The sequence below is a fragment of the Streptomyces sp. NPDC059900 genome (assembly GCF_050270335.1).
In the GTDB taxonomy this organism is placed as follows: Bacteria; Actinomycetota; Actinomycetes; order Streptomycetales; family Streptomycetaceae; genus Streptomyces.
The window spans coordinates 1-13169 of the sequence record NZ_JBNNJZ010000211.1; the positions used below are offsets into that span (position 1 = coordinate 1).

Genomic DNA, 13169 nt, shown 5'->3' on the forward strand with positions numbered 1-13169 from the left:
GGCAGGTACATGACGGGTCGTGCAGGGTGAAGTTATCCCCCGAACTCCCAGGCCAGCAATGGATTCCGGAAGAAATCGGTCCGTGGTACCGCGTCAGGCGCGCCGTCGAGACGTTGAACAGGTAACGGAAGCAACATCGACCCCTGTCGGATCACGTCCCGTGGCCTTAGCATCGCCATCCGTGGCTCACGTGATCCGCGTCACTGCCGGATCAGAGAGAGTCAATGGATCAGCTGTCCGTCCCCACCGCACCCGCACCACGAGGAGAAGACTCCGTGGCCACCGATGCCTCCCCACCGTCCGAGGACGGAGAAACCCCCGCTCGCCATGCGCCGTCCACGGAAGAATTCCTCCAGGAGCAAGCGAGCCCCGAGTTCGGTGAACTCCGCAAGGCGCACCGCTCCTTCGCCTTTCCGCTGACGATCGCCTTCATCGTCTGGTACCTCGCGTACGTGCTGCTCTCGAACTACGCGGGCGGCTTCATGGGCACCAAGGTGTTCGGCAACATCAACGTCGCCCTGGTCCTCGGCCTCGCGCAGTTCCTGACCACGTTCCTCATCGCCTGGTGGTACTCCCGCCACGCGGCCACCAAGCTCGACCCCAGGGCCGAGGCGATCAAGTCCCGTATGGAGGGCGGCGCATGAGCCCCGCGCTGAACACCACTGTCCTGGCCGCGGGTGAGGCGAGCGAGCACCGGCCGCTGATCATCGCCCTCTTCGCCGTCTTCGTGGTGGCCACCCTGGTCATCACCGTCTGGGCAGGACGCCAGACCAAGAGCGCCGCCGACTTCTACGCGGGCGGCCGTCAGTTCACCGCCTTCCAGAACGGCCTCGCGGTCTCCGGCGACTACATGTCGGCCGCGTCCTTCCTGGGCATCGCGGGCGCCATCGCGCTCTTCGGTTACGACGGCTTCCTGTACTCCATCGGCTTCCTGGTCGCCTGGCTCGTGGCGCTCCTCCTGGTCGCCGAGCCGCTGCGCAACTCCGGGCGCTACACGATGGGCGACGTGCTCGCCTACCGCATGCGCCAGCGCCCGGTGCGCACCGCCGCCGGCACGTCCACGATCGTCGTGTCGATCTTCTACCTGCTCGCCCAGATGGCGGGCGCGGGCGTCCTGGTCTCGCTCCTTCTGGGCATCACGTCCGACGCCGGCAAGATCGGGATCGTCGCCCTCGTCGGCGTGCTGATGATCGTGTACGTCACCATCGGCGGCATGAAGGGCACCACGTGGGTCCAGATGGTCAAGGCCGTGCTGCTCATCGCGGGCACGCTGCTCCTCACCTTCCTGGTCCTGCTGAAGTTCGACTTCAACGTCTCCGACCTGCTCGGCACGGCCGCCTCCAACAGCGGCCAGGGCACCAAGTTCCTGGAGCCGGGTCTGAAGTACGGCGCGACCTCCACGTCGAAGCTGGACTTCATCTCGCTGGGCATCGCCCTCGTCCTGGGTACCGCGGGCCTGCCGCACATCCTGATCCGCTTCTACACGGTGCCGACCGCCAAGGCCGCGCGTAAGTCCGTGAACTGGGCGATCGGCATCATCGGCGCCTTCTACCTGATGACGATCGCGCTCGGCTTCGGCGCCGCCGCGCTCATCAAGCCGGCCGAGATCATCGAGTCCAACCCGGCGGGCAATACCGCGGCGCCACTCCTCGCGCTGCATCTGGGCGGCGTCGATTCGTCGTGGGGCGCCATCCTGCTCGCCACGATCTCCGCCGTCGCGTTCGCCACGATCCTCGCGGTCGTCGCCGGTCTGACGCTTGCCTCGTCCTCGTCGTTCGCGCACGACATCTACGCCAACGTCATCAAGAAGGGCAAGGCCACCGAGAAGGAGGAGATGAAGGCGGCCCGCTGGGCCACGGTCTTCATCGGCATCGTCTCCATCGCCCTGGGCGCGCTCGCCCGCGACCTGAACGTGGCGGGCCTCGTCGCGCTCGCCTTCGCGGTCGCCGCGTCCGCCAACCTGCCGACGATCCTCTACAGCCTCTTCTGGAAGCGGTTCACCACCCAGGGCGCGCTCTGGTCGATCTACGGCGGACTGTTCACCGCGGTCTTCCTGGTGCTGTTCTCGCCGGTCGTCTCGGGCAACCCGAAGACGTCGATGTTCAAGGGCGTCGACTTCCACTGGTTCCCGCTGGAGAACCCGGGCCTCATCTCGATCCCGGTGGGCTTCCTGCTCGGCTGGATCGGCACGCTCCTGTCGAAGGAAGAGGCCGACAAGGGCAAGTACGCGGAGCTGGAGGTACGGTCCCTCACCGGTACCGGAGCCCACTGATCACCCTCAGTTCCCCTTGAAACACGCAGGTCAGCGGCCGCGTCGTAGATCGTTGGTAGATCTCTACGACGCGGCCGTGCCGCTCCTCGTGGGATCGGGCCCCCGACGCTGTCAGTCCCGTCACGTAGGCTCGTGGTATCTGAACCGAACCGGCTGAACAGGATCAGGGAGGGGGCCCACGTGCTCATCGACACCTACGGCCGAGTGGCCACCGATCTGCGGGTTTCGCTGACGGACAAGTGCAACCTGCGCTGCACGTACTGCATGCCCGAAGAAGGCCTGCAGTGGCTGTCCAAGTCCGAGCTCCTCAGCGACGACGAGATCGTCCGTCTCATCCGGATCGCCGTGACGCAGCTCGGCGTCACCGAGATCCGCTTCACCGGCGGCGAGCCGCTGCTGCGCCCCGGCCTCGTCGGCATCGTCGAGCGCTGCGCCCAGCTGGAGCCGCGCCCCAGGATGTCCCTGACGACGAACGGCATCGGCCTCAAGCGCACCGCCAAGGCCCTCAAGGCCGCGGGCCTCGACCGGGTGAACGTCTCCCTGGACACGCTGCGCCCCGACGTCTTCAAGACCCTCACCCGCCGCGACCGCCACAAGGACGTCCTGGAGGGCCTCGAAGCGGCCCGCGAGGCGGGCCTGACCCCGGTCAAGGTGAATACGGTCCTGATGCCCGGCCTGAACGACGACGAGGCCCCCGACCTCCTCGCCTGGGCCGTCGAGAACGACTACGAACTGCGGTTCATCGAGCAGATGCCCCTTGACGCCCAGCACGGCTGGAAGCGCGACGGAATGATCACCGCCGGTGACATCCTGAAGTCGCTGCGTACCCGCTTCGAGCTCACCGAAGAGGGCTCCGGCGAGCGCGGCTCCGCGCCGGCCGAGCGCTGGATCGTCGACGGCGGACCGCATCGCGTCGGCGTCATCGCCTCCGTCACCCGCCCGTTCTGCTCGGCCTGCGACCGCACCCGCCTGACGGCCGACGGCCAGGTCCGCACCTGCCTGTTCGCCACCGAGGAAACCGACCTGCGCGGGGCCCTGCGGGCGAGGCCCGAGGACAGCGAGGACGGCTCGGACGAGGCGATCGCACGCATATGGAAGCTCGCGATGTGGGGCAAGAAGGCCGGCTCGGGCCTGGACGACCCGGCGTTCCTGCAGCCCGACCGCCCGATGTCGGCGATCGGCGGCTAGGAGTCGGAGGACTCGCTTCGGGCTTCCCACTCGGCCAGCGGCACGACGTCCTTCAACATGCTGCGTACGCCCAGGAATTGGGAGAGGTGCTCGCGGTGTTCCTCACAGGCGAGCCACGTCTTGCGGCGCTCCGGAGTGTGGATCTTCGGGTTGTTCCACGCGAGCACCCACACGGCGGCGGCGCGGCAGCCCTTGGCGGAACAGATCGGTGTTTCGTCGCTCACAGCTAACGTCCAAGTGCGTTCAAAACAAGGCGACGCCGAGCAGCCACGGGGGGAGCTGCCCGGCGTCGGTCTGTCGCTCCGACGGGGGATGCGGAGCGCGTACGAAGTATGTCACGGGGGACCGGCTACCCGGCACCGGAACTACATGATTGATCTGAGCTTTTCTTGAGCTTGGCGCAACGTCGACGGTCAGTTCTGTTGCCCGTACGGAGCGTTGGGCCCGCCCCGCGTCGGGCCCGCGCCGCCTTCCGGGACGGGTTCCGCGGCCTCTTCGCGCACCGGCGGCGGCGGAAGGATTGGCCGGGATGGTGCCGGTACGAAGGTCGACGGCAACGAGGGGGCGTTCTCCCGGCCCGCGTTGGCGATCACGACGGAGATGTACGGCAGGAGGATGCCGAGCACCAGAGCGACGAAAGCGACATGCCGCTCGACGTTCCACAGCACCGCGGCGGCGATGACCGAAAGAGTGCGGATCGACATCGAGATCACGTACCGGCGCTGCCTGCCCCGTACATCCTCCGCGAGACCCTGCCGGGCCCCTGTGATCCGGAATACCTGGGCGCCGCTCTGCTTCCGCATCACATTCCACCGCCTGCTCACAAGAAGCCGGGCGCTCCCCGGCCCGGACCTGCTCCACGTTACGCCGGGGCTGCGCAGCCTTCGAGACCGGGGCAGGTTCCTTCTCGGTGTCCTGACTGCGCCGTGCCACGTATGGGGGTGCCCGACATGCGCCGTATGGAGGATCGGTCGACACTGACCGTAATGCTCATGTTGAGCCGGATGAGGAGGCAGCTATGAGCTGGTTGTGGGCCATCGTCGTCGGATTCGTGCTGGGGCTGCTCGCCAAGGCGATCCTGCCCGGGAAGCAGCACAGTCCGCTCTGGCTGACCACGATCTTCGGCATCATCGGCGCGATCATCGGCAACTCGCTTGCCTCTGGGTTCGGCATCGCCGACACCAAGGGCATCGACTGGGGCCGGCACGCCCTGCAGCTCGTGGCCGCGCTCGTCGTCGTGGGCGTCGGAGACATGCTGTACAAGATGATCAGAGGCAACAAGCAGCAACGTGCCTGACCTGCGGGTAAGAGGCACGCGAAGGGGGCCGGCCCGTACGGACCGGCCCCCTTCGCGGGTGATCTGTCAGCCCGCGGTGACCTCGACGGCCGCCAGGTTCTTCTTGCCCCGGCGCAGCACCAGCCAGCGCCCGTGCAGCAGGTCCTCGCGCGACGGCACGGCGTCCTCCGAGGCGACCTTCGCGTTGTTCACGTAGGCACCGCCCTCCTTGACCGTGCGCCGGGCCGCGGACTTGCTCGCCACCAGGCCGACCTCCGCGAGCAGGTCCACCACCGGGCCGAGCTCCGTGACCTGGACGCGCGGCAGCTCGGAGAGTGCCGCGCTCAGCGTCGCCTCGTCGAGGTCGCCGAGCTCGCCCTGGCCGAACAGCGCCTTGGACGCGGCGATGACCGCGGCGCACTGGTCGGCGCCGTGCACCAGCGTCGTCAGCTCCTCGGCGAGCGCGCGCTGGGCCGCGCGGGCCTGCGGACGCTCCTCGGTGAGCTTCTCGATCTCCTCGAGCTCCTCGCGGGACTTGAAGCTGAGGATGCGCATGTACGTCGAGACGTCGCGGTCGTCCACGTTCAGCCAGAACTGGTAGAACGCGTACGGCGTGGTCATCTCGGGGTCGAGCCAGACGGCGCCGCCCTCGGATTTGCCGAACTTGGTGCCGTCCGCCTTGACCATCAGCGGCGTGCCGACGGCGTGCACCGTGGCGTCCGGCTCCAGGCGGTGGATCAGGTCGATGCCCGCCGTGAGGTTGCCCCACTGGTCGCTGCCGCCGGTCTGCAAGGTGCAGCCGTAGCGCCGGTAGAGCTCCAGGAAGTCCATGCCCTGGAGCAGCTGGTAGCTGAACTCCGTGTACGAGATGCCCTCCTGCGACTCCAGGCGGCGGGCCACGGAGTCCTTGGTCAGCATCTTGTTCACGCGGAAGTGCTTGCCGATGTCCCGCAGGAACTCGATCGCGGACATCCCCGCGGTCCAGTCCAGGTTGTTGACCATCGTCGCGGCGTTCTCGCCCTCGAAGGACAGGAACGGCTCGATCTGCGAACGCAGCCGGGCCACCCAGTTCGCGACCGTCTCCGGGTCGTTCAGGGTGCGCTCGGCGGTCGGCCGCGGGTCACCGATCTGACCCGTGGCGCCGCCCACCAGGGCGAGCGGCCGGTGCCCCGCCTGCTGGAGGCGGGCCACCGTGAGGACCTGCACCAGGTGCCCGACGTGCAGGCTGGCCGCGGTCGGGTCGAAGCCGCAATAGAACGTGACGGGACCGTCCGCGAGCGCCTTGCGCAGTGCATCTTCGTCCGTGGACAGGGCGAAAAGGCCCCGCCACTTCAGCTCGTCGACGATGTCCGTCACGGTCCTGTGTCTCCTTGAGAGGTTTCTGGCCGGTCGAAAGGCTCCTGGCCGGTACCGGCTGGCACCGGCCAGTCTATGGGCGTCACACGCCTTGGCTGACCGAGCTCATGTTGAAGTCGGGGATGCGCAGGGCAGGCATCGCGGCCCTGGTGAACCAGTCGCCCCACTCCCTGGGAAGCGTCTTTTCCGTCCGCCCGGCCTCGGCGGCCCGCGAGAGCAGGTCGACCGGCGACTCGTTGAAGCGGAAGTTGTTCACCTCGCCGACGACCTCGCCGTTCTCCACGAGGTAGACGCCGTCCCTGGTGAGCCCGGTGAGCAGCAGCGTGGCCGGGTCGACCTCCCGTATGTACCAGAGGCAGGTCAGGAGCAGCCCGCGCTGCGTGCCCGCGACCATCTCCTCCAGGGAGCGGTCGGTGCCGCCGTCGAGGATGAGGTTGTCTATGGCGGGCGCCACCGGCAGACCGGTCAGGCCCGCGCTGTGCCGGGTGCTGGTCAGATGCGCGAGCTCGCCCGCGCGCACCCAGTCGGTGGCGACCAGCGGAAGCCCGTTGTCGAAGACGGAGGAGTCGCCGCCCGATGCGTGCGCGAGCACGAACGGCGCGGACTCAAGGCCGGGCTCGTTCGGGTCGCTGCGCAGCGTCAGGGGCAGCTCGGCGAGCCGGTCGCCCACCCGGGTGCCGCCGCCCGGCTTGGAGAACACCGTCCGGCCCTCGGCCGCGTCCCGTGCCGAAGCCGACCACAGCTGGTAGATCAGCAGGTCGGCGACGGCGGTCGGCGGCAGCAGCGTCTCGTACCGCCCCGCGGGCAGATCGACGCGCCGCTGCGCCCATCCCAGCCGCTTGGCGAGCTCCGCGTCGAGCGCCGCGGGGTCGACGTCCCTGAAGTCCCGCGTGGCACGCCCCGCCCACGCCGACTTCGTGCGGTCGGGGGACTTGGCGTTGAGTTCGAGGGTGCCGTTGGGCTGGTCGTGCCGCAGGCGCAGGCCCGTCGACGTACCGAGGTAGCTCGTCACGAGTTCGTGGTTCGCGAAGCCGTACAGCTCACGCCCGCCCGCGCGGGCGGTGGCGAACGCCTCGCCGAGCGCGGGGGCGAAGTCCGTGAAGACCGCGGAGGACGTCTCGCCGGGCGCGTCCCTGAAGTCCGCGGACTCCTTTGTCCCGGCCACCAGCGGCTGCGCGTCCTCGGCGGGACCGGCCCCGCGCGCGGCGTGCTCGGCCGCGCGGACCAGCGGCTCCAGCTCGGCGGCGGTCACGGCCGCGCGCGAGACGACGCCGGACGCGGTGCCCTCCTTGCCGTCGACGGTCGCGATGACGGTGAGGGTGCGGCCGCGGGTGACGCCGTTGGTGGTCAGGGCGTTGCCCGCCCAGCGCAGGTTCGCGGTCGAGTGCTCGTCTGCGATGACCACACAGCCGTCGGCGGTGGACAGTTCGAGGGCGCGCTCGACGATCTCGTAAGGCTTGCTGCTACGGCTCATCGACCCGCCTCCTGCGTGGTGTTGAGGATGTTCACGCCTCGGAACAGGGCCGAGGGGCAGCCGTGCGAGACAGCCGCGACCTGGCCCGGCTGGGCCTTGCCGCAGTTGAAGGCACCGCCGAGTACGTACGTCTGCGGGCCGCCGACCGCGGCCATCGAACCCCAGAAGTCGGTCGTCGTCGCCTGGTACGCGACATCACGCAGCTGACCGGCGATGCGGCCGTTCTCGATGCGGTAGAAGCGCTGCCCGGTGAACTGGAAGTTGTACCTCTGCATGTCGATCGACCAGGACCGGTCGCCCACCACGTAAATGCCGCGATCGACGCCCGCGATCAGATCCTCCGTGGAGAGCCCGCCCGGATCCGGCTGCAACGACACGTTCGCCATGCGCTGCACCGGCACATGGCCGGGGGAGTCCGCGTACGCGCAGCCGTTGGAGCGCTCGAAGCCGGTGAGCTTCGCTATGCGCCGGTCCAGCTGATAGCCGACCAGGGTGCCGTCCTTCACCAGGTCCCAGGACTGCGCGGCCACGCCCTCGTCGTCGTACCCGATGGTCGCAAGTCCGTGCTCGGCGGTCCTGTCGCCCGTCACATTCATGATCGACGAGCCGTACGCCAGCTTGCCGAGCTGGTCGAAGGTGGCGAACGACGTCCCCGCGTACGCCGCTTCGTAGCCGAGGGCGCGGTCCAGCTCGGTGGCGTGGCCGATGGACTCGTGGATGGTCAGCCAGAGGTTCGACGGATCGACGATCAGGTCGTACGAGCCGGCCTCCACGCTGGGCGCCCGCATCTTCTCGGCGAGGTACCCGGGGATGCGCTCCAGCTCGGCGTCCCAGTCCCAGCCGGTCCCCGTGAGGTACTCCCAGCCGCGCCCGGCCGGCGGCGCGATGGTGCGCATCGAGTCGAACTCGCCGCTCGTCTCGTCGACCGCCACCGCGGTGAGCTGCGGGTGCAGGCGGACCCGCTGCTGCGTGGTCACCGTCCCCGCCGTGTCCGCGTAGAACTTGTTCTCGTGCACGGTGAGCAGCGAGGCGTCGACGTGCGAGACGCCGTCGGCGGCAAGGAGGCGGGAACTCCACTCGGCGAGCAGCCCGCTCTTCTCCTCCTCCGGCACGGAGAAGGGGTCGATCTCGTACGCCGACACCCAGGTCTTCTCCGCGTGCACCGGCTCATGGGCGAGCTCGACGCGCTCGTCCGACCCGGCCGCCTTGATGACTTTGGCCGAAAGCTTCGCCATCGCCACGGCCTGCGACGCGACCTTCGCCGCCGCGTCCATCGTCAGGTCCACGCCCGAGGCGAAGCCCCAGGTTCCGCCGTGCACGACACGGACCGCGTAGCCGAGGTCCGTGGTGTCCGACGTACCGGACGGCTTGGCGTCCCGCAGCCGCCAGGACGCGCTGCGCACCCGCTCGAAGCGGAAGTCCGCGTGCTCCGCGCCCAGGGCACGCGCGCGGGCCAGGGCCGCATCGGCGAGCGCCCGCAGGGGCAGCGCCGTGAAGGCTTCATCGATGGAATGGGGCACGGATGTCTCCCTGCTGTCGGCACCGGTCGGTCAGATCATGTCGCGCGTGGAGGCCCGGCGGCCAGAGTTTTCTGTAGGGACCCGACAGTGAGTCCGGTACGCCACTGTCGGTCGTCGATTCTCCGTATGGAGCACCGTACCGATAGGTTTTCGAGGTACCAGACCGCTATCGAAAGGGTGATCCGTTGAGCCGCTCGGTTCTCGTCACCGGAGGAAACCGGGGCATCGGCCTCGCCATCGCCCGCGTCTTCGCCGACGCAGGCGACAAGGTCGCGATCACCTACCGCTCGGGTGAACCGCCCCAGGCCCTCACCGAGCTCGGAGTCCTCGCCGTCAAGTGCGACATCACCGACACCGAGCAGGTGGAGCAGGCCTACAAGGAGATCGAGGAGAAGCACGGTCCCGTGGAGGTTCTGGTGGCCAACGCCGGGATCACCAAGGACCAGCTCCTCATGCGGATGTCCGAGGAGGACTTCACGTCCGTCCTCGACACGAACCTCACCGGGACCTTCCGTGTCGTCAAGCGCGCCAACCGCGGCATGCTGCGCGCCAGGAAGGGCCGTGTCGTCCTGATCTCCTCGGTCGTCGGCCTGATGGGCGGTCCGGGGCAGGCGAACTACGCCGCCTCCAAGGCCGGCCTGGTCGGCTTCGCGCGCTCCCTCGCCCGTGAGCTCGGGTCGCGCAACCTCACCTTCAACGTCGTCGCGCCGGGTTTTGTCGACACCGACATGACCAAGGTGCTCACGGACGAGCAGCGGTCGAACATCGTGGCGCAGGTGCCGCTCGGCCGTTACGCGCAGCCCGAGGAGATCGCCGCCGCGGTGAAGTTCCTCGCCTCGGACGACGCGTCGTACATCACTGGAGCCGTCATCCCCGTTGACGGCGGATTGGGCATGGGTCACTGATCACCATGAGCGGAATTCTCGACGGCAAGAAGATCCTGATCACGGGCGTCCTGATGGAGTCCTCCATCGCGTTCCACGCGGCCAAGGTCGCGCAGGAGCAGGGTGCCGAGGTCATCCTCACCGCCTTCCCGCGTCCCACGCTCACCGAGCGCATCGCGAAGAAGCTGCCCAAGCCCGCCAAGGTCATCGAGCTCGACGTGACCAACCAGGAGCACCTGGACCGGCTCGCGGGCCTGGTCAAGGACGAGCTCGGCGGCCTCGACGGCGTCGTGCACTCCATCGGCTTCGCGCCGCAGGGTGCCTTCAACTTCCTCGAGGCGTCCTTCGAGGACGTCGCGACGGCGATGCACGTCTCGGCGTTCTCCCTGAAGTCGCTCACCATGGCCTGCCGCCCGCTGTTCGAGGACGGTGCCTCGGTCGTCGGCCTCACCTTCGACGCGCAGTTCGCCTGGCCGAAGTACGACTGGATGGGCCCGGCCAAGGCCGCACTGGAGGCCACGAGCCGCTACCTCGCCCGTGATCTGGGCAAGGAGAACATCCGCTGCAACATGATCTCGGCGGGTCCGATCGGCTCCATGGCCGCCAAGTCCATCCCCGGCTTCGCCGACCTCGCGGACGTCTGGAACACCCGTTCGCCGCTGGACTGGGACATGGCCGACCCGGAGCCCGCGGGCCGCGGCATCGTCGCGCTGCTCTCGGACTTCTTCCCGAAGACGACCGGCGAGATCATCCACGTCGACGGCGGCGTGCACATGATGGGTGCCTGAGCAGGCATTACGTACGCTTCTGACGCCCCGTCCCCCGCATCGCGCGGGAGGCGGGGCGTCACCCGTTCGGCTCACCGGCCAGGCGGGGCCGGGGCCTGTCCGCGCACCCTGAGGTGTGCGCCCGTCATCTCCCGCGGTGCTCGCCGCTCTCACCCTGCTGATCGCCCTGCCGCACGGCGCCGCGTCACACGCCGTCACAGAGGCCGAGCCGCCACGCGCACATGTGGAGGTTGACGAACCCCGGCCGTTCGGCGCGGAGTGCCGCACCGACGTCGAGGGCTCGGAGGCGGTCGCGTACTGCCACAACCCCTACCCCGAGCCCGACCGGGTGCGCCTGCACGTGGAGTGCGAGCAGTGGTGGGACATCGACAGCGACGGAGTGCCCGTCGAGGCGGGGCCCGCCTCGACCGTGCGGCTCACCGGGCGGTGCTGGAAAGAGATCCGGACGGTCTGGGTCAGCCACGACAAGTGAGGGTCACGGCCCGGCCCGGTGGTCAGGTGGCCCGGTGGCCCGGCGGCTCGGATCAGGCCCGTGCCGAGTCCTCGAAGAGCTCCGGGCGGCACATGAAGGGGTAGCCCGCGGCCTCCTTCGCCGCCGCCTCCGCGTCGCTCTCCCGGATCGCGTCGACGAGCCGGGCGTGGTCCATGTGGCTCTCGGGGGTCAGCTTCTCGCCGACGTCCTCGCGCAGCCAGTCCCGCATGACCTCGCCGAGGTCCGCGTACATCGCCGTCATCACGTCGTTGTGGGACGCGGCCACCACGGCCAGGTGGAAGGTCGCGTCCGCCGTCACGAAGGCCTCCGCGTCGCCCGAGGCCCAGGCCTGCTCGCGGCGCTCGAGGAGGGCGTCGAGCTGCTTGAGGTCGCGCTCCGTGCGCCGCTGCGCGGCCAGCTTCGCCGCGCTCGACTCCAGCGTGCTGCGCAGCTCCGCGATGTGCCGCGGCTCCGCGTCGGCGAACCTGCGCTGCATCACGCCGGCCAGTTCGCTCGTCGCGACCACGTAGGTGCCCGAGCCCTGGCGGATGTCGAGGAGGCCGTTGTGCGCCAGGGCGCGGACCGCCTCCCGGACGGTGTTGCGGGCCACGCCCAGCTGCTCGACCAGCTCGGGTTCGGTGGGGATACGGGAGCCGACCGGCCATTCTCCCGACGAGATCTGGTTGCGCAGCTCGGCGATGACCTGCTCGGAGAGCGCAGATCGGTGAGGGGTGGTCAGCGGCATGACGTTCCTTCGTGCGCGATGTGACGGGAGGCGGCGGTGTGACGGAAACAGTGACAACGGATTGGACAGCCAATCATCCCATGATTCTATGATGGCTCCATGGCTAGTGAGGAAACCAGGACGATGACACCGACACCGACGACACCGATACGTACCGACGCGGCGAACGGGGCAGCGGAGAAACAGCCCGCCACGCGCGCGTGGGCGACGCGTCTCGTCATGGTCGGCATCGTTCTGGCCGCCCTCAACCTCCGCCCGGGCATCACCAGCCTCGGCTCCCTCCTCGAAGAGGTGCGCGACGGGCTCGGCATGAGCGGCACGCTCGCCGGTCTGCTCACCTCCGTCCCGCCGCTCTGCTTCGCGATCTTCGGAGTGATGGCACCGCGGCTCGCCCGCCGGTTCGGCCCCAGCGCCGTGGTCTGCGCGGGCATGGTCGCGATCGCCACGGGCCTGGCCATCCGCCCCTTCCTGGGCGGCACCGTCGGCTTCCTGGCCGCGAGCGCGCTCGCCCTCATGGGCATCGCGGTCAGCAACGTCCTGATGCCGGTGATCGTCAAGCGCTGGTTCCCCGACCGGGTCGGCTCGATGACCGGGCTCTACTCCATGGCCCTCGCCCTCGGCACCTCGCTGGCGGCGGCCATCACGGTGCCGATGACCGACGCAATGGGCGGCAGTTGGCAGACCGGCCTCGCGGTGTGGGCGGCGCTCGCCGTCGTCGCCGTCGTGCCGTGGCTGCCGCTCGTGCGCGACCGGAGCGCCGCGTCCGCCGCCCCGGAGCACGTCAGCTCCGAGGTGCGCCGGGAGGACGCCGAGCTGCGGATCACGCGCAGCCGTACGGCATGGGCGCTGGCCTGCTTCTTCGGGCTCCAGGCCACCGCCGCGTACATCACGATGGGCTGGATGCCGCAGATCTTCCGTGACGCGGGGGTCCCGGCGGGCCAGGCAGGTGTGCTCCTCGCCGTCATCATGGCGATGGGCGTGCCGCTGGCCTTCGTCATCCCGCGGGTCGCCACCCGGCTGCCGAACCAGGGCCCCGTGGTGGTCGTGCTCGGCGTCTGCGGTCTCGCCGGGTACGCGGGCCTCTACTTCGCCCCCCAGGGGGGTGCCTGGGTGTGGGCCCTGCTGCTCGGCGTCTCCAACTGCGCCTTCCCGCTGGCCCTCACCATGGTCGGCATGCGGGCCAAGAGCAGTGTG

Annotated in this window: 14 protein-coding genes; 8 read left to right on the forward strand and 6 right to left on the reverse strand. The window is 69.2% G+C overall.

The features are described from left to right. Positions 1-275 precede the first annotated feature (275 nt). The 3 genes from ACQKIP_RS24780 (at position 276) to moaA (ending at position 3460) form a co-directional block, all read left to right on the forward strand. Positions 276-644 (forward strand): DUF485 domain-containing protein, encoded by a 369-nt coding sequence (locus tag ACQKIP_RS24780; RefSeq protein WP_365853333.1) that lies wholly within the window; start codon positions 276-278, stop codon positions 642-644. Then, a complete protein-coding gene (locus ACQKIP_RS24785; RefSeq protein WP_365853335.1) occupies positions 641-2272 on the forward strand; it encodes a solute symporter family protein in 1632 nt (543 codons plus the stop codon). Before ACQKIP_RS24780 ends, ACQKIP_RS24785 begins: the two co-directional genes overlap by 4 nt. A gap of 180 nt (positions 2273-2452) precedes the next feature. After that, positions 2453-3460 (forward strand): GTP 3',8-cyclase MoaA, encoded by a 1008-nt coding sequence (moaA, locus tag ACQKIP_RS24790; RefSeq protein ID WP_365853337.1) that lies wholly within the window; start codon positions 2453-2455, stop codon positions 3458-3460. Here the strand turns inward: moaA and ACQKIP_RS24795 are convergent. Together ACQKIP_RS24795 and ACQKIP_RS24800 are read right to left on the reverse strand one after the other, a co-directional pair. Then, a complete protein-coding gene (locus ACQKIP_RS24795; RefSeq protein ID WP_365853339.1) occupies positions 3457-3684 on the reverse strand; it encodes a hypothetical protein in 228 nt (75 codons plus the stop codon). The two genes, moaA and ACQKIP_RS24795, sit on opposite strands and share 4 nt — an antisense overlap. A gap of 189 nt (positions 3685-3873) precedes the next feature. Continuing rightward, positions 3874-4263 carry a DUF3099 domain-containing protein gene (locus ACQKIP_RS24800; protein ID WP_365853341.1) on the reverse strand — a complete coding sequence of 130 codons (390 nt, stop codon included), beginning with the start codon at positions 4261-4263 and terminating at the stop codon, positions 3874-3876. Positions 4264-4478: 215 nt separating this feature from the next. On the opposite strand from ACQKIP_RS24800, the gene ACQKIP_RS24805 reads away from it, so the two are divergent. Beyond that, on the forward strand, positions 4479-4757 hold the full coding sequence (locus ACQKIP_RS24805) for a GlsB/YeaQ/YmgE family stress response membrane protein (protein WP_361188114.1): 279 nt from the start codon (positions 4479-4481) through the stop codon (positions 4755-4757). Positions 4758-4823: 66 nt separating this feature from the next. Here ACQKIP_RS24805 and tyrS read toward each other — a convergent pair whose 3' ends face one another. The 3 genes from tyrS to ACQKIP_RS24820 all read right to left on the reverse strand — a co-directional run bounded on the left by tyrS (position 4824) and on the right by ACQKIP_RS24820 (position 9086). Then, the gene (tyrS, locus tag ACQKIP_RS24810; RefSeq protein WP_365853343.1) at positions 4824-6092 is read right to left on the reverse strand and encodes a tyrosine--tRNA ligase; all 1269 of its coding nucleotides are present in this window, start codon (positions 6090-6092) and stop codon (positions 4824-4826) included. A gap of 82 nt (positions 6093-6174) precedes the next feature. Further along, positions 6175-7566: a metallopeptidase TldD-related protein gene (locus ACQKIP_RS24815; protein WP_365853345.1), complete on the reverse strand. Its 1392-nt coding sequence runs from the start codon at positions 7564-7566 to the stop codon at positions 6175-6177. Further along, the gene (locus tag ACQKIP_RS24820) at positions 7563-9086 is read right to left on the reverse strand and encodes a TldD/PmbA family protein (protein ID WP_365853347.1); all 1524 of its coding nucleotides are present in this window, start codon (positions 9084-9086) and stop codon (positions 7563-7565) included. The genes ACQKIP_RS24815 and ACQKIP_RS24820 overlap by 4 nt, the downstream gene beginning before the upstream one ends. Positions 9087-9271: 185 nt before the next feature. Between ACQKIP_RS24820 and fabG the strand changes: the two genes are divergently transcribed. The 3 genes from fabG (at position 9272) to ACQKIP_RS24835 (ending at position 11230) form a co-directional block, all read left to right on the forward strand. Next, positions 9272-9991 (forward strand): 3-oxoacyl-[acyl-carrier-protein] reductase, encoded by a 720-nt coding sequence (gene fabG / locus ACQKIP_RS24825; RefSeq protein ID WP_361188104.1) that lies wholly within the window; start codon positions 9272-9274, stop codon positions 9989-9991. A gap of 5 nt (positions 9992-9996) precedes the next feature. Beyond that, entirely contained in the window at positions 9997-10758 is a 762-nt protein-coding gene (gene fabI, locus ACQKIP_RS24830; RefSeq protein ID WP_361188102.1) for an enoyl-ACP reductase FabI, read from the forward strand. A gap of 136 nt (positions 10759-10894) precedes the next feature. Then, positions 10895-11230, forward strand: a complete 336-nt coding sequence (locus ACQKIP_RS24835; protein ID WP_427744094.1) for a hypothetical protein — start codon at positions 10895-10897, stop codon at positions 11228-11230. Positions 11231-11282: 52 nt separating this feature from the next. On the opposite strand, the gene ACQKIP_RS24840 is transcribed toward ACQKIP_RS24835, so the two are convergent. Continuing rightward, entirely contained in the window at positions 11283-11975 is a 693-nt protein-coding gene (locus ACQKIP_RS24840; RefSeq protein ID WP_365853352.1) for a FadR/GntR family transcriptional regulator, read from the reverse strand. A 99-nt stretch (positions 11976-12074) separates the two neighbouring features. Between ACQKIP_RS24840 and ACQKIP_RS24845 the strand changes: the two genes are divergently transcribed. Then, the coding region (locus ACQKIP_RS24845) for an MFS transporter (protein WP_427744096.1) at positions 12075-13169 on the forward strand (1095 nt) is incomplete at its 3' end.

Excerpts from the sequence above, each read along its gene's own strand:
- ACQKIP_RS24840 (WP_365853352.1), bottom strand. The coding sequence starts at position 11,975 with ATGCCGCTGACCACCCCTCACCGATCTGCGCTCTCCGAGCAGGTCATC.
- ACQKIP_RS24805 (WP_361188114.1), top strand. The coding sequence starts at position 4,479 with ATGAGCTGGTTGTGGGCCATCGTCGTCGGATTCGTGCTGGGGCTGCTC.
- ACQKIP_RS24800 (WP_365853341.1), bottom strand. The coding sequence starts at position 4,263 with ATGCGGAAGCAGAGCGGCGCCCAGGTATTCCGGATCACAGGGGCCCGG.
- ACQKIP_RS24815 (WP_365853345.1), bottom strand. The coding sequence starts at position 7,566 with ATGAGCCGTAGCAGCAAGCCTTACGAGATCGTCGAGCGCGCCCTCGAA.
- ACQKIP_RS24785 (WP_365853335.1), top strand. The coding sequence starts at position 641 with ATGAGCCCCGCGCTGAACACCACTGTCCTGGCCGCGGGTGAGGCGAGC.
- fabI (WP_361188102.1), top strand. The coding sequence starts at position 9,997 with ATGAGCGGAATTCTCGACGGCAAGAAGATCCTGATCACGGGCGTCCTG.